Below are 21,307 nucleotides of genomic sequence, written 5' to 3'. Positions count from 1 at the left end.
TGAGCAGTGACTGATAGGGAAGTATAGGAATGCACAATCGCAGGTTATTTCTTAGTTCCTAAGAAATAATCTGAGCGAGCAGTAAATAACAAATAAGGCGGTACAGGATTAGTTCCCTGTACCGCCTTATTTGTTATTGGTGTAGAAGCCTACTTCACCGTCACCCGGAAGGTTACGGTTTTGCCGGAGAAGGTCGCTTTGATGAATGCGGACCCTTTGCTGACGGCCGATATTTTACCATCCTTAACGGTAGCTACGCTGGATTTGGAGGTTGTCCATACCGCACTGCTCGTTGCATCGACAGGACTGCCTGTCGTGTAATTCGCTTGAAGCTTAATGGTTATAGATTGCCCCGCGCTCAGCTTAGCCGATTTCTCAGATAGCGTAAGCGATTTGAGCTTAGGTGATACGACGATTGGAATTTCTAATGTCTTGCCTTGGTATGAACCAATTAACTTGCCGGAGCCGACAGCCAGTGCTTTAACCGATGTTGTTTTAGCGGTTGCAAGTGTCGTCGGGTTGATGGTCCAGCCCATCTTGGAGCTAAGAGATACGGTTTTGCCGCTCGCATAATAACCAGTAACTTTTATCGATTTGGATTGCCCTGGGTACAGCTCAATCTTCGTCTGCTCTGCAACCAGCTTGACGATCTCCTCTTCGATTTTCACTCGAACGGTTACCGATTTATTCAAATAAGTAGCGGTAAGAGTAACAGTGGAAGCCTCTAGGCCTCTCATCGTAGTTGTTTTGAGAACGATGTTATCCGAAGTTGTCTTCCACTTAACCGAGCTGGACACATCCTCTTCTTCACTATCTTCATTCACTACAGTAATTGCAGGGAGATTCACTTCTTTACCTATAATGACGCTTGTTTCTTTGTATTCAGGCAGAAGCTTAAGCGGTTTAACATGAACGATTAGCTTGACGTCAACCGTGTAGTTCTGTACTTTTGCCGTAAATACCGTTTCGCCAATTTCTTTGGCTGTCCACTTGCCGCTCTCTACGACAGCAATTTCTTCATCAGAGGAGGTCCAAGTAGTCAGGTTGGATACATCTACTTCTACTCCGTCGAAAGTCGTTGCTGTTACTTTAGGGAACTTCTCGCTATCGCCAATGAAGCTGTCGAGCGTTTCAGTCTCTACGCTTAACGCAGTAATGCTAGGGTAGACAGTGATTTGAACACTGCGCGTTAGTCCTTTATAGGTTGCAGTGATTTTAGTCGTTCCAATTCCTTTGGCTGTAACCTTGCCTTCTGCGACGGTTGCAACGAGCGGGTTGGAGGATGTCCATTCTGCAGAACCTGTAACGGTAGATGTAACATTGGAATTGTTCAATACGTCTGCCGTGATTTGCAGAGCAGTCTCCTGCAGCTGCATGTGGTACTCTTTGTCCGGTGAAAGCTTGAGTGCTTGATAAGGCGTACGCACGACAACGTCAATCTTAGTGCTTACACCAAGATAAGCGATCGTGATTGTGGTCATTCCTGTCCCCACAGGAGTAACGACACCTTTATCTACAGTCACTATAGCTGTATTGGCGCTTGTCCAAGTCGCTTCAGATGTTACATTATGGTCGGAATCTGCTTTATCTTTAGCGATAGCGGACAGTACAGTATCATCCGTATCCACTTCCAAATCCAAGGACGTCAGCCCAGTAGCCTTGCTTGAGGAAATGGAGATAGATTCGTAAGGAGATTGCACAGTTACCGCTATGGAATCTGTTTTGCCTTTGAACTTCGCTGTGATCGTCGTTGTTCCTATCCCAGCAAGTGTTAGTTCTCCATCCTCGACAGTTGCTACGGAAGAATTGGAGGAAGTCCAAGTCGCATCGGAAGTAATATTAATAGCAGCTGCAGTGCCCTTCTTGCCATCAAGTGTATAAGACAGCTTGTCGCCGAGGTTCACCGTTGCGGTTTTACCGGCATCTGCGCCTTTATTTAATAGTACGACGTCATCATATACATAATCGGAATAAGCTTTAATATAAATCGTATAGCCTTCATAAGTGGCGCTGATCGTAGCCGTGCCTTTGCCAAGTCCGGTAAGCACACCTTTGTCCACCTTTACTGCGGAGGAGTTGGTTGTTTTCCATGTAGCGCTGGCTGTTACATCTTTCTTAGCTGCTGCACCTGATATAGAAGCCATCAGTGTGACATTCACAGTATCATCATCCACGAACATCTCGAGCTGACTGGCACTGCTATTGTAGTCTGAAGTATCATAATCAAATTCAAGTCCTGTGACGGTGTCTGCGGCATTGGCAATTCCTGCTGCTGAGGTCATGATGAGTACGAACGCGAGCGCCGCCGCGAGCCATCTCCGAGTCTCTCTCAACGAGAAGTTCATGCGTAAGCTTAAATTCACTAAATCCTATCCTTTCTGTTGTGAAATTTTTCTCTTCCTATTTAGTAACGGCCAAAGGGAGCGGAAAATGAAGGAAAATGTCAGATTATGCATGAAAAATTTGTAAGGATGCAAAAGTTGAAGGGGAATGGCACTTTTCTAGAGGCCCGAGGAGCTGCTAATGTTTTCATTTTGAAATGGTAGTTGTATAATAGTTGGGAACCTTGGTAGAAGATCTGTTACGGGTAGAGGGGCGTGCGCGTTTGAATCTGCCGAACTTATTGACGTCACTGCGTTTCGTGATGATTCCTTGTTATGTCGCCATCTTTGCCCAGGGTCACATGATCCCTGCTTTTCTCGTTGTTATTGCTGCAGGTATGACTGACATCTTGGATGGTTACATTGCGAGACAGACCGGGCAAGTGACTACAATCGGTATGATGCTCGATCCACTCGCGGATAAGCTGATGTTCATTACCGTTATTGTGTCGCTGCTCTTATCCGGTCTCATTCCGTGGGCTGCCGCAGCAGCGATCTTTTTGCGCGATTTGGGAATGATAGCTGGAGGCATGTTTTTTCACCTGAGGGGGAAGAAGACGGTGCCGGCGAATTGGATGGGGAAGCTGACAACTGTACTCTTTTATGTGGCCATCATGTTCATATTCTTCAGGGCTGCATTCGCCATTCCTTATTTGTGGGCGGTTACTGCCTTCTCATTCTTCACGTCTATCATGTATATCTTCAAGTTCCTGGCGCTCAACAAGCAGCATACAGAGCAAAGCGATGCAATTGGCCCACAACAATAACCAACATGAACAAAGGGGCTTGGCTTCAGACACTTCAGGTCCGGCAGCTAAGCCCCTTATCTTAACCTTCACAAACTGCAGTTTCATGAAGGACTATAATAGTTTCAGTCATAACTAAACATTTTATACCTCCCAGAAGAAGAAAGGGGAACTACACATGCTAGATATTAATCAAATTCAGGAAATAATACCCCATCGCCCGCCATTTTTGCTTATTGACCGTATATTGGAGGTCGAAGCTGGCGTTCGCGCTGTAGGAATCAAGAACGTAACGATGAATGAACCGTACTTCGTAGGGCACTTCCCTGGCTATCCCGTTATGCCTGGCGTCCTCATTGTAGAAGCGCTCGCGCAGGTAGGCACTGTAGCTATGCTGCTGTTGGAAGCGAACAAAGGAAAGCTTGGTTTTTTTGCAGGCATAGATGGTTTCCGTTTCCGTGGTCAAGTTAAACCAGGAGATACGCTTACTCTGGAGGTTCAAATTACGCGTCTGAAGGGCTCCATCGGCAAAGGACAGGCTACCGCCAAGGTTGGCGATCAAGTCGTAGCTGAGGGCGAGCTTATGTTCGCGCTATCCGACCCGTCATAGGACAGTAATAGGTGAATAGGTAAGGCTAGAACGATATAAAAAGGAGATGACCATATGAGTCAAAATGAAATCGCATTGTCACGTTATCAGGATTGGTTGAATGATTCGCTTATTGATAAGGCTACGAAAGTCGAGCTTCGCGGCATAGAAGGGCAAGAGAAAGAGATTACAGATCGCTTCTACCGAGATCTGGAATTCGGTACAGGCGGCTTGCGTGGTGTGATGGGTGCGGGTACGAATCGTCTGAATGCTTATACAGTCGGCAAAGCGAATCAAGGACTCGCTAACTGGCTGCTGGCTGGGGCGCAAGGAGCTAACGCTTCGGCAGTTATCGCACATGATTCACGTAACAACTCACCAGAGTTCGCATTGGATTCTGCTCTTGTACTTGCGGCGAATGGCGTTAAAACCTATTTGTTCAAATCTTTGCGTCCTACGCCTCAGCTTTCTTATGCTGTGAGAGCGTTAGGCGCTTCCACTGGCATTGTCGTTACGGCAAGTCATAATCCACCGGAGTACAATGGATACAAGGCTTACGGCTCCGATGGCTGTCAGTTGATTCCTGAAGAGGCTGAGCAGGTTATCGCTTCGATTCAACTGGTGACCAGCTTCGATCAGATCAAACGGATGAGCCGTGAGGATGCAGAGGCACAGGGCTTGCTCGAATGGCTGGATGATGAAGCAGATGAGGCTTTTACAGATACGGTTGTTGCACAGAGCTTGAACAGCGAGCTGCTGAAGAGCGGTCTTGGCGAGCAGTTCAAGGTTGTATTCACTCCTTTGCATGGTACAGGCAATACGCCAGTACGAGAGGTGCTTAAGAAGGCGGGCTTTACTAATGTGCATGTTGTAGCAGAGCAGGAGCAGCCGGATGGTTACTTCAGCACAGTGAAATCACCGAACCCGGAGGAACGTGAAGCGTTCACGCTTGCAATCAAGCTTGCTCAGGAGATCGATGCTGACATTATTATCGGTACAGACCCCGATGCAGACCGGATGGGAGCTGTTGTTAAGAATAACAACGGTGAATATGTCGTCCTTACTGGCAATCAATCTGGCGCGCTGATGGTGAATTATGTCCTTAGCCAATTGAAGGAACGCGGCCAGCTGCCGGCTAATGGCGTTGTGATCAAAACGATCGTAACAAGTGAAATGGGAGCCGATATCGCTCTTTCCTATGGGGCGGCGGTTGAGAATACATTGACAGGCTTCAAATATATCGGTGAAAAAATGACAGCGTACGAGAAATCGGGAGAGCGTGCGTTCTTGTTCGGCTATGAAGAAAGCTACGGCTACCTGACGGGTACCTATGCGCGTGACAAGGATGCTATCGTTGCTTCCTTGTTGATCTGTGAAGCTGCCGCTTATTATAGCAGCCAAGGTAAGACCTTGTATGACGTACTGCTCGAACTATATGCGCAGCATGGCGTATATTTGGAAGGGCTGGAGTCACGTACGCTTAAAGGTCTGGACGGTGTACAGCAGATTGCTGGCATTATGAATGATTGGCGGAATGAGCCGCCGGTGGAAGTGAACGGTGTTAAGGTAGAGCAGGTGCTCGACTATCAGCTCGGTCTGGATGGCCTCCGTCCGGAGAATGTGCTGAAATACATGCTGGAAGACGGTTCATGGTTCTGCCTCCGCCCTTCAGGTACGGAGCCGAAGATCAAGGTGTATTTTGCGGTTCGTGGAGATTCAACAGAGAAGGCTGCTGCTGCGCTTGCTGAGCTTCGTACGGCTGTAATGGCGCGAGTAGACGCTTAGTGCATCTGGAAATCATATAGTCATCTGGGAATGATCGGTTCGATAATTGGAATGATATAGAAGAGGCAACATGAACGGAGGATTGTCGTGCTTCAAAAATGGCAGCATTGGAACCGCAGGGCGAAGGTATGGTTGTGGGTTATTACGCTAATTGGCGTAATAGCCGCACTTCCGCTTGGGGTTAACCGAATGACGATGGAATCATCGTCCAAGCAAGTGGAGTATGTGTTCGACTATCGGGATTTAGTAGATGTGGCGGATTATCAGGCCAGACCTCAGCAGTACGTTGCAGAGCAGTTGAAGAACTTGAAGTATGTAGGTGTAACAACGATGTCCTTGTACGAAAGTACGTTCAGAGAGCTTGCGCAAGCTGGCAGACTGACGTACTACAATTCAAAGGATATTGCTCTGCTGCAAAGCCAGCTGGAGCCTAAGGGACAGAACTTTACTTACTTGCTCTACACGGGCGAGGATGAAAAAAGAGAAATTGGTCCACTTGTGCAGGCAGCACTGGATCGTGTCGATGCGGTATACCGTGACTGGTCGTTCGGTGGCCGAGAGGGACTCGTTATCGAATTGCCGTTGCAGGAGGTGCTGCTGAAGCCGCTGGGCTTCGACCCGATTACGATGCGGACTCTGCATGATGCGGGCTTTCATATATTAGCACGCTTCTCGGATCGTGTGCTTCCATTTGATAAAGCGGAAGTGGATGCTCAGCTTGCTGTGCTGAAGGAATATGGCGTTACTCGCATTTTGTTTGATGGTGACAAGGTTAAAGGCTATACCAATCAAGCGGAGTCAAGAAGCGTGAACGCTTTTGCCGAGCTGCTTAATAAGTATGGCATTGGCCTCGCAACGATTGAGAATTTAAAAATGCCTCAAAAGGGAATGAATACATTAGCTTATATGACAGACTATGATGTAGTCCGGTTATATTCATTATCTCCTGATGATGCAATGGGTATGACGCCAGAGGCGATTGCAGACCGATTCCTGCTTGCCGCCAAGGACCGCAATATTCGGATGTTCTTCCTTAATACAGGGGCGCAGTCCAGTCTTGAGAAGTCTGCTGTCGTTAATTCCTTGGACAACCTGTACATCTCCATGAAGGGTGAAGAAGGCATTGTGCAGACACTCGCAGATGCTGGCTTCCCATCTGGGCAGGCACAATCGTTCGATGTGGAGCATCCTTCTTATGCTAAGCCGCTTAAGGGTATCGTTGCAGCAGGGGCAGTAGCGCTGATCGCTCTCTTGATTCAAGCCTTTATTCCAGGAGTATTGATTCCTGTATTCTTGCTTGGACTCGTTGGCAGCGCAGGTCTGTATGTACTTAACAGCTCATTGATGGAGCAAGCACTTGCTCTTGGTGCAGCCATAAGTGCTCCAACTCTAGCTCTGGTCTGGGTAATGAATCGAATTTACTCGCGAACAGAGGGCAGCCAACGGTTTGTTGGCGGCTCAGAGTGGACAGTTAGGGGCGGCAGTGCTGCAGCGCCTGATACAGGAGACAGTATTAACAAAACGAAATGGGTGTTCGAAGGTCTATCGACCGGACGCCGCTTCGGCCTTGCTGTCAACTGGTTTATTGTAACGGCATTGATTTCCTTAGTTGGTGTGTTTTACGTCTTTGGCTTGTTGAACAATATCACGTACAGTCTCGTACTGGAGCAATTCCGAGGTGTCAGCCTGCTGCATCTTGCTCCTATTGGTCTGACGGCGATTTATGTACTGTTTTATACCGGACAAGCACCGGTTAGCCGTATCCGCAAAATGCTGAATACCCCAATTACAGTATTAATCGTTGTAGTCGGTTTAGTTCTTGCTGCTGTGGGTATGTATTATCTATCAAGGACCGGCAACGCAGGTCAGACTTTGCCGTTCGAGAAGCCATTCAGGGAATTTTTAGAATCAACATTCGGAGTGAGACCAAGAAACAAAGAGTTCTTGCTGTCACATCCTCTATTCATAAGCGGACTATTCCTTGCCCTCCGTTATCGTGCAGCATGGCTGCTGGTTATCGTAGGCTCGATTGGACAGCTGTCGATGGTTGATACCTTCGCACATATTCACACGCCTCTCTATATTTCCATCATCCGTGTCTTCTTGGGTCTTGGATTAGGAGCGATCTTCGGTATTATCCTTATTGGTGTATGGCAGGTTCTGGAAGGGGTATGGCGTAAATGGTCACCAGCATGGAAACGCAAGCTAAGCGAATAGTCATATCCGGCTATTACGGCTTTCACAATAGTGGTGATGAAGCTGTACTTCGCTCCATTCTGTTAGCGTTAGAAGAGCAGGGGAGAGCAGAGGGCGTGCGTTTTGTGCCGGTTGTTCTGTCAGCCGATCCAGCTTGGACGACACAGATGTATGGTGTGGAGGCCGCTCACCGGATGCGCCCTGCAGAGCTGTGGAAGGCCCTTCGCAGCAGCGATGGGCTGATCAGCGGCGGCGGAAGCCTGCTGCAGGATGCGACGGGCACGAAGACGATCCCCTATTACACGGGAGTCATCAAGCTGGCACAGCTGCTCGGCAAGCCGACCTTTATTTATTCACAAGGCATCGGTCCTGTGAATCGGCGCTGGATGGACCCCATGATAAAGCATGTGATGCGACGAAGTGTATATGTATCTGTACGCGATCAAGAATCGGCCGAGCTGCTTGGCCGAATCGGTGTTCCGCAGAGCCGGATTGAGGTAGTGCCTGATCCGGTGATGGGACTGCCGCTGCCGGCTGGCGAGGCGGCGCTGCACAAAGCTGCAGCGCCTGCCGTGCCGGTGATCGGAGTGTCCTTGCGCCACTGGCGCAAGGATGGAGCCGATCTCGCTCGCGCCGCAGATGCGCTGGCCGCGCTGGCCAGCCGTCGCCCCGTACGGCTGAGGTTCCTGCCGTTCCATACGCCAGACGATGCGGAAGCATCGAAGCTGGTAATGGAACGACTGGAGGGCAGGCTGGCGAGCGGTAGCTCAGCTGAGCTCGCCGCGCCGGGCGATGACCCCCAGCGCATGCTGCTGGAGGTAAGCCGCTGCGACGCGCTGCTGGGTATGCGCCTGCACGCGCTGATCTACGCGGCCAATCAGTCGGTGCCGATGCTTGGCTTGTCCTACGACCCTAAGATCGATCAGTTCCTTCATAGGCTTGGACTGAAGGCAATCGGTTCAACAGTGGCTTTGGATGCTGAGGCTTTTGCTGACGCTGCAGAGAGCCTGCTGGATGATACGGAAGGCTGGAAGCAGACGCATAGCGCTGCATTAGAAAAACTTAAGCAGCAATCGCAACAGCCTGCGCAACAAATTGCGCGGATATTGCGTCAAAACATATTGAGGTGATTGTCGCTTGTCGAAACATGTACCAACCGCGCCGATTTACGGCATACCGTTCTCTACTATGAATATGGACGACACCGTTGCATACTTAACGGATTCCATTGAACACAAACATCAAAAGCATGTCATTACGGCTAATCCGATTATGATTATGTCGGCTGTGGACAGCGAAGATTATTACAAGATGATGAGAAAAGCTGATTTAATCGTGCCGGACGGAGCGGGGGTCGTATGGGCTGCCAATTACGTAGGCACGCCAGTCGCGGAGCGTGTAGCGGGATTTGATCTGATGCACCGCCTGATGCAAGAAGGCGAGAAGCGGAGATGGACAGCTTATTTGCTCGGAACGTCGCAAGAAATTATTGAAGCGGCGGCTGAGAAATTGCAGCTGCAATATCCGCAAGTACGCATAGTGGGTTATCGGAACGGCTTCTTTGGAGCCGATCAGGATGCTGCAGTAGTAGAAGAAATTCGTAAGCTCGCACCTCATTTGTTGTTCGTCGCAAGAGGCACGGAGACTCAGGAGCCTTGGATTGCCAAATATAAGCAGCAGCTTGGAGTACCCCTAATAATGGGAATCGGCGGCAGCTTTGATATTATTGCAGGCAAGCTCAAGAGAGCGCCAATTGTGTTCCAAAGACTGCGTTTGGAGTGGTTCTATCGGCTATTGCAAGAGCCGAAACGGCTGCCAAGAATGCTCGTTTTGCCGAAATTCGTCGTGAGAGTGATCCGCGACAAGGAAAACGTAACAAAACCTAGGCCAACATCATAAAAACCTCCCAAAACCGTTGAAATTGAATGAAAACGGGGATGGAGTTTCTTTTTCAATCGGAGTATAATTCACTTCGGTAGAAAGAAAAGGGGAGCTGCACAATATGCCAGCAGGCTTACTGTATACAATTGGATTTATTATCTCACTACTAATAGCGCTTTTAATGACACCGCTTGTTAAAAAATTTGCATTCATGGTTGGGGCGATCGATAAGCCTAACTACCGTAAAGTACACACACGCATTATGCCCCGTATGGGCGGATTGGCGATTTATATTGCTTTTGTAGGCGCGTTCCTGCTGCTGTCACCATTCATACCGGATGGCTTGCTTACTGCAGGGAACATGAACATGATTCGAGCTATGCTAGTTGGCGGTACGATGATTATTATTATCGGAGCCTTCGATGACCGCTTCGAGCTATCGGCAAAGGTGAAGCTGCTAGGTCAAATAGCAGCAGCTTGCGTAGTCGTGTTCGGCTTCGGCATTCAGATTGACCTGCTCAATATTCCATTCGGCGATGCGATGCAGCCAATCGGAGATTGGATTTCTATCCCGCTCACCATCTTCTGGATCGTTGGTGTGACGAACGCGATTAACTTGATCGATGGGTTGGACGGGCTTGCTGCCGGAGTATCTGGCATCGCAATCGGAACGATTCTGATCATGGCCGTGATTATGGGCAATGTGCCGATTATCCTGCTTAGCGCCTTGCTGCTTGGAGGAATTGTAGGCTTCTTGTTCTTCAACTTCCACCCAGCCAAGATCTTCATGGGTGATTCTGGATCGTTGTTCCTAGGCTTCTGCCTAGCGACGCTGTCGATGATCAGCTTCAAGCAGATTACGATTGTATCGTTCGTTACGCCGCTGCTTATTATCGGCGTACCGCTGTCAGACACCTTTTTCGCAATCATTCGTCGTTTGGTTAACAAGAAACCGATCTTTGCACCTGACAAAGGACATCTGCACCACCGCTTGCAGGATCTAGGCTTCAGTCATCGTCGTACAGTACTCATCATCTGGTGTGTTGCAGCTATATTTAGTGGATTTGCTATTCTGCAATCTACGATTGTCCAATCAAGCTCAGCGAATTGGGTAACCTTCATCGTTATCTGTCTTGTATTGTTCTGCTTGCAGATTGGTGCTGAGGTTACCGGGATTGTCGATAAGACACGCCGCCCGGTTATCAACTTCTTGAATCGGATGCGACTTCGTCTTAAGGTAGACGCTGGACGCTCCAAATAATAAGCAATGGTACGGAATAGAAGAACTCTGAATCCTTAACTGGATTTAGGGTTCTTTTTTATTGTAAATTCCTTATTTCGTCTAAAAATTCCCCGCTTGATAACCGATAACAATGATACAGAACTTTTCTACGGTCGAATGCGTCTATATGTAACCAAGACAAATTGTGGCTCTAGAGGAAAAGGGAGGAAAGTATATTTCGGTAATAGGAATGTGATGTAGCTGAACTAGTGACAATGAACTCATGAGAAATACTTATACATAAGGGAGGAACATCGTTTTGAAAAAGTTATTAGCTGTCTTTTTATCTCTTGCGATGCTGATTACGCTAATTCCGCCTATCAGCACGCCACAAACGGCATCTGCCGCTCCATCTTATTTCTTATTCACGAACGAACAGGATCAGCCGGCTAATGCACGTATCGTATCTAGCCAATCAGTTAGCTTAACAGGAACGATCAATGGCGTGGTTGGTAACTCAATTAGTTATAATGTAAAACAGATTACTTTAAACGGCTCTGTCGAAACTGTTGTAAATACAACAGAGGAGATCACGACAGGGATTTCTATCAATTCTGGTGACAATAAAGTTACTGTATCCAACCTTACTTTGTTTCCAGGCTTGAATAAAATTACGTTTAAAGGGATCGCAGGTACTTCAACCGTCAGTGAATCTATCTATATTGAGTATCGAAATAGTCCAATGTTGTACGATTTGAAGGTTACTTTCGAGAACAAGGATTACGCTGTTCCTGAAGATCAGCCGACGATGCTCTACTCCACTTCACCGGTTATCCAAGATAGAGGAGAGATTGTAATCTCGGGTAAAGCTCCCAATGCGCAAAAGGTGACGATCGTCATCAATGGTCGAAGCTATGAGTTCAATGTATCTAACTCATCGAGTGATAGCAGATTCAGCACTTCTTTATTGAGTATTGATAAAGGGATTAATACAGTCGTGTTGAAAGTTCACAATAATGGACAAATAATTGAGACTACTCGGGAGATCGCTTTCTATAACGGTGAGGTTACTTATTATGATTTGAAGCTTACAGATGCTGCAAGCAAAGAGTATGCGTTTGAGCAGGATTTAAATGTTAATACTACAAGTGCAACAGGTATAAAGGTATCTGGTAAAGCAATCATTCCACTTCCATTAAACGATTTCAACAATGTAGACAACGACTTAGCTACAACAACAATTCCTCCTGCTTCTGTAAACGCCACTACTGTTGCACCTTTATTGAAGGTTGAAGTAGACAATGGAACTACGACAACTCCAATTGTTCCTGCTGCCGCTAATATTAGCATTCAGCCTACAGTAATTGATGCAACGACTAAGTTTATTACGGTTTCATTTACTTATAATCTGGATCCAGCATCGCTGGCTTTTGACAAAGCAAGCCGGGTTCGTTTTACGGCGCCAAATGGGACTGTTTATCAGACTTCTTCATGGAATACGTTTGTACTGAGAAACAGCGCTTTACCTTATATCTACGATATTAATTATTTATCTGGCTATGATACCTCGATTACCTCACCATCGTTGAACGTTGGACGGCTTCAAGGATTGCAAGGGACAGACATAGGCAGCGATGGAGTTAATGTATTTGCTATGCCCATGGCCGTCGAGGTACTTGTGGGCAACTATGCAGCGGGTTCCTTAACTAATTACGATATGTTTACTGTTAATGGTTTATCGGCTGGTGTTACGACGGGGACAACGGCATTTAAGCAGATCGGTAGCTCAGAGGTTGTTTATCGTACAGTCAATAATCAGCAGGTACCATTCTTGCGTACTTTTATTGAAATCAATAAGCTACCTACGGCAGGAACGAATACCATCGATTTTAAACTAAAGACAGGTGTCAACGAGGTTAAATCCATTATTGCCAAGCTTCTGTATGGACCTTACGTGAAGTTCAATACGATTGTAGAAGGCATGAAAGTGGAATTTGATACGGTTAGAGAAACCAAGTTGCAACTACTCAACAAGCTAGGTAATATTACAGGCCAGATGTTCAATGTAGCCACAGAAGGCGATATTGTATATTCTGGAACCGGACAATCTGTATTCCTATACATTAATAATGTTGAGATTCCATTAATAGAGGATGGACAGAAGACCAAATTCAAACCGAATTATACAACATCTGCTCTTGCGGCCGAGGCTATTACTAATATCCTTAACAAAGCAGGCGAGAATACAATTAAGTTTGTCTTCCGTACAGCAAAAAATAACTATGAGAATACGCTCAGGTTCAGTATCGTCCCTAGTAATCTTCCTGTTATTCCAGCACCTGGAACCGACGGCGTATATCCATACAGTGCGAATCTTACAGCTCCTTTGCCGAATGATTCTAATTTCCCTAAGCAAGGAAGCATTTATACGACTAAGGAAGCGCGTTTGAATGTGTACGGCACGTTTGATTTTATCGACTTGGGTGGGGCGAGCGATTTTGCAACCTCATACACAAATCTGGGAGCCGCTGCCGCTAAAAATTACATTGTACAGATTTCATCGCCTAACTGGACAACAGATGTCACGTGGGATCTATCCAAGGAGTTTACACCGACGAAAGACGGACAGCCTATTGCTGGTTATACAACTACACCATTTAATAGCGGAGCTGGACAGAATGTTTCTACGCCGGATGCGAAGATTGATTTCTTCTATGATGTAGATAAGCAATATTTCTATTTTAAAATGATTAATCAAGAAATGCCTGAGGATGGAAGCTCGCAAGTCTATGTCATAAATGTATTTAATAGTGGTGCGGCTGGTCCACGTGCTACTTACCGTATGGAGATCGACTCAGTCTCGATACCATATACCATTCTTTCTCCTGTAAGAGAAAACCGTACGACTAATCAGAATTATGTTGAATTGATCATTACCTCACCAGGTGCCGATTCTTTGACAATAGGGAAAGAAACAGCGACAAAGGTGAAATATATTGATTACAGCCAAAGTACACCGCAGTATATTGATGCCTTCAGTTTCACTTATAAAGGACTCAAGGCCAATAAAGAAAACGAGATTAAATTCACCATTACACGTGGACAAGATAAGATTAATGATTCTCTCGAAGTGAATTACCAGCCGGCTAATATTCCGGGTGCCCAATACCTAGAGACGATGAAGAATTCTCATAAAGTATTTGATGGCAACCTTGTTCTGACTTTTGCTAAGAATACGAAGTTGGTGCGTCCAAGCTATAACGATGCAGCTAATCATGCAGGGCAAGTCTATAGTGGGAATGACCTTCTGTTCGCCATAGCTAATCCTAATGATGGTATCGTGAATAGACATGAATTTGAAAGTCAGCCGCCGGATTATTCGGCTAATAGCGTAGCAGAGGGTAATCTTCATGTAGGATATAGGTTCATGGATCAGGCCAGACAGTTCATTAAGGCAAGTCCAATGTACTGGATTGACGGTGGACAAGCTGACGATCCAGATCCAATACTGTCACCAGCCTTTGACCCGGTAACGAGCGGACAAGATCCGTTCCCATTCCCTAATATTGTAGGTAAGAAGACAGACAGCTTCGCGAAACGTTGGAATAAGTTCGGTCTTGAGCTTACTCCTACAACAGCTGGGAGTTTGACATTGTCATATGACCCATCTGTATCGCAAAGTGCAGGTACTACGATTACTGTATACCGATTCGATCCATATAACAGTACTTGGGATAATATTGGTGGCGTTGTAGATGCGAAGAAGCATACTGTAACGGTTCCGTTCACGAAGTTTGGTTATTACGTAGCTGTTAAGTTAACCCGTGGATACAATGATATTAACGATCACCCTTATGCACGCGAAGCCATGGAGGCTATTTACGCAAAAGGGATTATGAATGCAATAGATCCTATTGGTGTGTTCGGTGCAGACCGTTATGTCACAAGAGGTGAATTTACGCGTATGATCGTTCGTGCTCTGGATATTCCTTTGAACTACGGAGGAGCTCTTCACTTTACTTATTATCCGGAAACAATCACTAATGCTAATAACTCTAATGCAATCTATGATTATCGTTACATCGAGACAGCTGCTAGAGCTGGTATTGTAAGAGGTACGAGACCAGGCTTCTTTGATGAAGATGTAGACTTGTCACGTCAGGATGCTACAGTCATAATGGCGAAGGCTCTAAACCTGAAGCTTGAGACAGATGCTACTAAAGCGAAGAAAGCCTTGGATAAAACATTCAAGGATTCCGGTAATTTTGATTATTACTCCATCCCATCTGTACTTGCTGTTCAGAAAAAAGGATTTATACAAGGTTCCTTGATCGATTCTAACAACCCGAAGGGCGGTTCGGTATTTGAACCGAGAGCGAAGCTGCTGCGTAGCGATGCGGCCATTATCATGGCAAAAGTGATGGTTGATCTCAAGAAGCTTCCGGCTATTTATAGTAATAGGTAGGGAATAGCAGAAGAACCGACCCAGTGTCGGTTCTTCTAATTTAATTTCCTTATTTCTTATTCATTGGTAAATCTTTATCATCGACGCATTCAGTTGAATCAGGCTATAATGTGGTAGCGGAAAATAAAATTTGCATCAAAAAGTTGAATTGGTACATATTTCAAGATCTGTATTAGCTATTGAGTACAGATGAACAAAAAAAGATTTTTTTTGGTTTTAGCGCAACTTTTTAATCGCCAGTGCGTTTAATTACATGTCGTTACAATATACGACGCAGCATCATACGAAAGGCCTACTCCATTCGGGGTTAGTTGGAATGAATTCTCAACTTTCTCTTTACGGTGGCGTTTGCCCATTGTATAATGTTATAGTGGTATAGCTAGTCTAGTAATTTCCAGAAGTTTCTATCATTATATTTACAAGTTTCTGCGACATGTTATTACATAGGGTTAAACATGGCGTCAGACATCATTTATATTAAATACTGCTCAACTCTGGGAAGGGGGTGAAATGACTATGAGGGAAACGAGCAATTCATTAGTCAAAGAAAACTCTCAACAACCGAAGCAATTTAGAGGAGGAGAAAAAAAGGTTATGAAGAAAAAATTAGCATCAGCAGTATTGGCGGCATCGCTAGTACTACCAACATCTCTTACAGCTTTTGCAGCAACGCCAGCTGACGTAGTGGGTAAACCAGTACAATCGGCGGTTGAAGAACTAACAGCACTTGGTATCATTCAAGGTTATGAGGATGGTACTTTCAAACCGGATAACTCGATTACTCGCGCAGAACTTGCGAAAATCATCGTTATCTCTACTGGTAACGAAAGTGCAGCGAAGTTGATGAACGATGTTAAACCATCTTTCAAAGACGTTAAAACTAGCGCTTGGTATACTGGTTATATCAATGCAGCAGCAACAAAAGGTTTCATTCAAGGTTACAACGGTAACTTCCGTCCTAACGACAAAGTTAAGTTCGAAGAAGTTGTAGCTATTCTAGTACGTGCTCTTGGTTACCAAGACAAATACTTGTCCGGTACTTGGCCGTACAACGTATTGCTTCAAGCAGATCAAGTTGAACTGTTTGACGGCGTAGAAATCGCGCAAGGTACTTTCGCTAACCGCGGTACTGTTGCTGAATTGACTTCCAACACACTTGGCGCAACACTTGTTGGCTATGATGCAGACGGAAATCAAATCGACGTTGACACTAAAGGTAAAAAATCCGCAGTTGTTGTTCCTTTGATCAACAACCTGGGTACTTCTACTTCCAAAATTGTTACTTCTGTAGCATTGGATGATAGCGAAATCAGCCTTAACGGTTCTTATGAAGATACTGCTGACAGCTTCTTCATTACTGGCGGCAAAAAGCTTGCTGACCTTCTTGGTCACACAGTAAGCGTTCTTTACAACAAATCAGGTGATGTTCTTGCTGTAACTGATGCACAAGCAGCTAAAGACGTTATCGTAGCTACTTCGGATGCAATCACTGATGTTGCAACTGCAACTTACATTGATGTTAACAATGCAGCGAAGAAATACGAAGCTGTTTCTGGCTTCTACGTTTACGAGAACACTGATCGTCAAGCAAACACGTACGACCTTGCTAACGACAAAGATGTTTCCCTGCTTCTGAACGGCGATGGCAAAGTTCAAGCATTGCTCGTTAACAACTGGGATTCCAACCTGCTTCTTGATGAAGTAGTAGCTTACAAAGATTACAGCCGTGTTACTACTAAAAACGGTGGTACTTTCAAAGTAGTAAGCAACTCTGCTATTTCCCTTGATGGCAAAACTGCAGCACTTGCTGACCTGAAAGAAAGCGATGTAATCAACGTAATCGTTAACGATGCAGGCGAAGCAGTTAACATTGTTGCTACACGCAGCACTGTTTCCGGTAAACTTGAGTCTGTTGGTTTGACTGGTTCTGACGTAACTTACAAAATCGGTGGCAAATCATATGTTGCTATTCAAGATGGCGACGATCTGACCGCTGCTAACATTGGTACTGAGTATACTTACTACCTGAACAAAGACGGTAAAATCGTATACTACGGATCTGTAAATGCAGTAGACAACAGCCAATACGCAGTTGTTTACAGCGCTGGTGACACTCCAGTTGCTCGCATCATCGATGGTGAAGTAACTGCTGTTGAGTGGTACAAAGTGGTTTACTACTCACTGAAAGATTCCAAAAAAGTAACAGCATACACTAAAGATGCTGATGTAAGAACTTTGGATGAGAAATTGATCGAGCTTAAATTCGATGGCGATGGCAACATCTCATTGACTCCTGCTCAAGTTGCAGCTGCAACTGATCTGAACACAACTAAAATCGTTAACGAAGTTACTGCTTCCAAAGTTGTTCTTGAGAACAGCCCAACTGACATCAACTACTCTCTGAACAGCGCTACAATCTACCTGAAAGTTACTGTTGACGGTGACGATTCAGTAGTTACTGTTGGTACAGCTGCTGATCTGACTAAAAACTCCGATGTAGCTGTTCAAGCTGTAGCTGGCGTAGCTAAATACGTAGTAATCACTTCTGCTGGTAATGCTGCTGATCTTGACACTGTACAAGGTCTGTACATCACTAAAGGTAAAGTAGCAACAAGCGCAACTGAGTCCACTTACTCTGTTACTGTAAACGTTAAAGGCGAAGAGAAAACTTTCGCTATCGACGGTGATGCATTCAATGCTCTGAGCTCTGCTTCTAAGTATGATGCAATCAAACTTACAGACGACAGCACTGCTGGTGCTAACGCTGTATACGAAAACATTGCTTCTGTAACTCGTGGTACTGAAGCTGCTGCATTGGCAGTCAACAACACTGATAAAACAATCACTGTTGATGGCGTAACTTACCTTGTTACTGCTGATACTCAAGTCTTCACAACACAAGATACATTTGACTCTATCTCTGTTGGTTCGTTCACTGACCTTCGTGTAGCTGCTGATACTGGCAACTACGGTACTGGTTCTAACCAATACAAAGTAGTAGTTCAAGGTAGCGGTGTGGTTTACGGTTCACTGCAAGAAGCTGGCGTTATCCTCGTTAAAGCTTACTAAGATTAGCGAATAACACCTGATTAGAAAGCTGAGAGTTTACTCTCAGCTTTCTTTTTTTGTTTTCTGTTAGGCTGTTGTTTTACGTGAGAATGTTCATACGTCGTTCATATAAACAAGCTATAGTGATTAATATAGGCTTAGTCCGTATAAACAAATTTTTTCTAAGGGAAACTTTCGTGGATGCGGATACGTCTAATATATTAAATCCTAAATGCGGAGTGATAAAAAACATGCGAATGATTGTCAAAAGATCTACTTTCTTCATATCCCTATTTGTTGCACTAGCAGTATTACTCAGTGCTGTTCCTGTGTCATTTGCCGCAACAACGGCTACAGTGAATAAGAAAGTCAGCTTATCAGCGGCATCTTATGTACAGCTTACTGATGCTAATCTAATTCCTAGCACCAAAGGTGGAACCGCAAGCTTTACGTTCACCATATACAATGGAGACAGCACGACGATTAACTTGGCAGACTATTGGGCGCGATTGAAATCTAAGGGTGGTACAAGCTATACGTTGACATTGCTCGACAAAGAGAACAAGACAAAGGTAAGTCCGAAATCATCGACAACTTTAACCTTTTATAGTGAAGTAGGCTCAGGAGTAACCTTAGATAAGCTCATTCTTAACTTTATTAAATTTGATTTCTCTGTTTCTGGATATGAGAGAACAGTGGGTCAATTCACTTTCCCTACAACGTATTCTAATGTGGTCAAATATGGATCTCATAAACCTATTTCAATCAACAGTACGACAGTGAATACTCGTATTGAGCAAATAAAAGTATCCAAATCATCAGACAAGTACGTTGTCAATCTTTCCTATGTAATGCGCAATACTAGTAAGCTCGGCATTAATCTGCCGGATTATGTCTATTACATAAAAACCTCAAAAGGCTTGTTCCAATTAAAACTCAAAGATACTGCGGACCAGACTAAGGTTCTAGAACCAACTGTTTTGGAATCTATACCATTGTATGGAACCATCCCTGCTACAGTTCCAACTACAGGATGGGAGCTAATCATTGCTCAGAAGATAGGTGCTGCTGAAACAGGTCAAGTTGAGCTGCAAGTGGCTGCTTTTCAAACACCAGTAACGATTAGTACGGGCACGGCAACTTCTTCGAAGAAGAGCTTTACGGATGATAATGGCGATTATGAGGTAGAGCTTCAATCCGTTCAACGCTTCCCATGGAACAATGATGACAATGTCATAGCTAAGCTAGTAGTGAAGAATAAAGATACGGTCTATTTGCCTCTGCCAGAGCTGAGCGGCACAATGGTAGTAGATGATAATATTACGTTTACAAGTCAAACGATTAAAAATACGGGAGATATTGGCCTGTCTCCAGGTGCATCTACGACTCTAACTTTTATTGGCAAGCTTCCATATGAATACACCTGGAAAAAATTCGAGCTTGAGTTGAACGAAACCAATAAGGAAGAAAAAACACTAGTAGCAGAAGTCACTAAATCTACTATCACACCAATTTACTCTGTTCAGGCTGGTAATGTGTATACGCAAATGTCTAACGGCTCTCAAATGAGCGCGAAGGTTACAGGAGTGAAAACCTACTCTGGTGCAGCAAATGATATCTATGCCGTATTTATGGATGTTTCGAATAACCAATCAAGAAGCAACTTGCTTCCATTGTTTACAGGTTATTTCAAAACAGCTAGCGGCAATTACTATGAGGCAAAAGTAGTGAAATCTGCTTCGGCCATTAGTCCTTCAAACAAGGATCAGATTGTCGTCTACACCGAGCTGCCGCCAAATACGAGCAGTGAAGGTCTTCAACTATTGCTAGGAGAAGCTTTCGACGATACAGGCTTGCTGAAGGCTTCGACAGCTACACCTAAAGGTTATATTCGTGCGGTATTGTTCGGATTGCCTGAAGAGGATCAGACGATTGATGCCTTTGATAAATTGAAGGTAGGACCGTACCAAATCGGATTGAACTACTTCAATGTATATGCTTATATAGACTCACTCGAAATTGATTTGGGTGGAGTAGTAAGCAGGGATTATAGCTATGATGGCTTCAGTCAATCCAAACTTCTATTTGAGCTAGAATATGAACCGACGAATAATGTGATCTGGTCGCAAGTAGTGGACTTGGAAGGAACCACAGAGAATAGTATTCAGTGGAAAGTCGGAGAGAACTATAATTCGATCAGCAAGCCAATGAGTACGAATCAATATTGGAGCAGCTATTCACTGAATGTATATGAAACATTCAACGGTAATAAAAAGAAACTATTCACGAAAACGGTAAAACTGTCACCAACTATTAACTGGCTTGACGGGAATAACTAAAACCATAGAGGAAAACTGGCTTCTTCCTTAAAGATCTAGTATCTTAATAAAAGAAGATGCTAGATTCGAAAGGAGCTTCAAATTGAAGAAAGCAGTAATTCAAGTAACAGCAGCAGCAGTTCTAGTAGCAGCGGGCCTATGGACGGGAATGCAGTTTGCTTCACCGATCGATGCGGAGGGAGCAAACGTCGTTCCTGGTTCCGTTGATGACCCTGTAGTTACGAAGAGCTATGTAGATGAGCTAATAGCCAAATCTGGAGGCGGGACCGGAGGCGGCTCTACAGAGCCTGATGAAGGCACTGCTTCTGCGAGGCTGGAAGTCGTTACTGTTCCTAACGGAAAGATATTAGTGGCGAGTGAAGGAACGGAAGTCATTGTGCGTTCGGGCAAAGCAGTAGCATATAGCCCTGATGCCAACGGTATCGCAGATCTGACCGCTGGAAAAGACTTAACCATCGGCATGACTGTGCCTGCCAATCATCATATGTTATTCCCTCGTGCAGGCCGTGGTATTACAACGGATCCATCCTACACCAAAACATTGACCGTTCTTGTTCGTGGTGCCTATACATTCAAATAACTTTGGTTGATGTAGAATATATTGCCCGGTCTGACAATAGGTTATACGCTTCAAAACCTTCAAGCAGACGCACAA

General features: G+C 45.1%; 12 protein-coding genes. 11 read left to right on the top strand and 1 reads right to left on the bottom strand.

All coding sequences use genetic code 11. The features are described 5' to 3' along the window. Positions 1 to 149 precede the first annotated feature (149 nt). On the bottom strand, positions 150 to 2,345 hold the full coding sequence (locus AC6ESP_RS12965) for an Ig-like domain-containing protein (RefSeq protein WP_497097152.1): 2,196 nt from the start codon (positions 2,343 to 2,345) through the stop codon (positions 150 to 152). A 260-nt stretch (positions 2,346 to 2,605) separates the two neighbouring features. Between AC6ESP_RS12965 and AC6ESP_RS12960 the strand changes: the two genes are divergently transcribed. From AC6ESP_RS12960 to AC6ESP_RS12910, 11 genes are all read left to right on the top strand, one after another. Further along, positions 2,606 to 3,148 carry a CDP-alcohol phosphatidyltransferase family protein gene (locus AC6ESP_RS12960; RefSeq protein WP_497097151.1) on the top strand — a complete coding sequence of 181 codons (543 nt, stop codon included), beginning with the start codon at positions 2,606 to 2,608 and terminating at the stop codon, positions 3,146 to 3,148. A 157-nt stretch (positions 3,149 to 3,305) separates the two neighbouring features. Next, complete coding sequence (fabZ, locus tag AC6ESP_RS12955; protein WP_497097150.1) at positions 3,306 to 3,737, top strand: 3-hydroxyacyl-ACP dehydratase FabZ; 432 nt, start codon at positions 3,306 to 3,308, stop codon at positions 3,735 to 3,737. A gap of 54 nt (positions 3,738 to 3,791) precedes the next feature. Continuing rightward, positions 3,792 to 5,501 (top strand): phospho-sugar mutase, encoded by a 1,710-nt coding sequence (locus AC6ESP_RS12950; protein ID WP_497097149.1) that lies wholly within the window; start codon positions 3,792 to 3,794, stop codon positions 5,499 to 5,501. Between the two features lie 87 nt (positions 5,502 to 5,588). Then, on the top strand, positions 5,589 to 7,718 hold the full coding sequence (locus AC6ESP_RS12945) for a DUF5693 family protein (RefSeq protein ID WP_497097148.1): 2,130 nt from the start codon (positions 5,589 to 5,591) through the stop codon (positions 7,716 to 7,718). Continuing rightward, positions 7,694 to 8,827, top strand: coding sequence for a polysaccharide pyruvyl transferase CsaB (gene csaB, locus AC6ESP_RS12940; RefSeq protein WP_497097147.1), 1,134 nt, complete (start codon positions 7,694 to 7,696; stop codon positions 8,825 to 8,827). Before AC6ESP_RS12945 ends, csaB begins: the two co-directional genes overlap by 25 nt. A 7-nt stretch (positions 8,828 to 8,834) precedes the next feature. Then, positions 8,835 to 9,596: a WecB/TagA/CpsF family glycosyltransferase gene (locus tag AC6ESP_RS12935; protein WP_497097146.1), complete on the top strand. Its 762-nt coding sequence runs from the start codon at positions 8,835 to 8,837 to the stop codon at positions 9,594 to 9,596. 103 nt (positions 9,597 to 9,699) lie between these two features. Beyond that, positions 9,700 to 10,839: a glycosyltransferase family 4 protein gene (locus AC6ESP_RS12930; RefSeq protein ID WP_497097145.1), complete on the top strand. Its 1,140-nt coding sequence runs from the start codon at positions 9,700 to 9,702 to the stop codon at positions 10,837 to 10,839. A 280-nt stretch (positions 10,840 to 11,119) separates the two neighbouring features. Next, on the top strand, positions 11,120 to 15,265 hold the full coding sequence (locus AC6ESP_RS12925) for an S-layer homology domain-containing protein (protein ID WP_497097144.1): 4,146 nt from the start codon (positions 11,120 to 11,122) through the stop codon (positions 15,263 to 15,265). Positions 15,266 to 15,781: 516 nt separating this feature from the next. Beyond that, complete coding sequence (locus AC6ESP_RS12920) at positions 15,782 to 18,334, top strand: S-layer homology domain-containing protein (RefSeq protein ID WP_497097143.1); 2,553 nt, start codon at positions 15,782 to 15,784, stop codon at positions 18,332 to 18,334. A gap of 218 nt (positions 18,335 to 18,552) precedes the next feature. After that, complete coding sequence (locus AC6ESP_RS12915; RefSeq protein WP_497097142.1) at positions 18,553 to 20,652, top strand: hypothetical protein; 2,100 nt, start codon at positions 18,553 to 18,555, stop codon at positions 20,650 to 20,652. An 82-nt stretch (positions 20,653 to 20,734) separates the two neighbouring features. Then, on the top strand, positions 20,735 to 21,232 hold the full coding sequence (locus AC6ESP_RS12910) for a hypothetical protein (RefSeq protein ID WP_497097141.1): 498 nt from the start codon (positions 20,735 to 20,737) through the stop codon (positions 21,230 to 21,232). The last annotated feature ends 75 nt before the right edge of the window (positions 21,233 to 21,307 follow it).

It is taken from the genome of Paenibacillus xinjiangensis, assembly GCF_059686975.1.
Note: the sequence above shows the minus strand (reverse complement) of the source record. Positions and strands in the feature narration are given on the sequence as shown.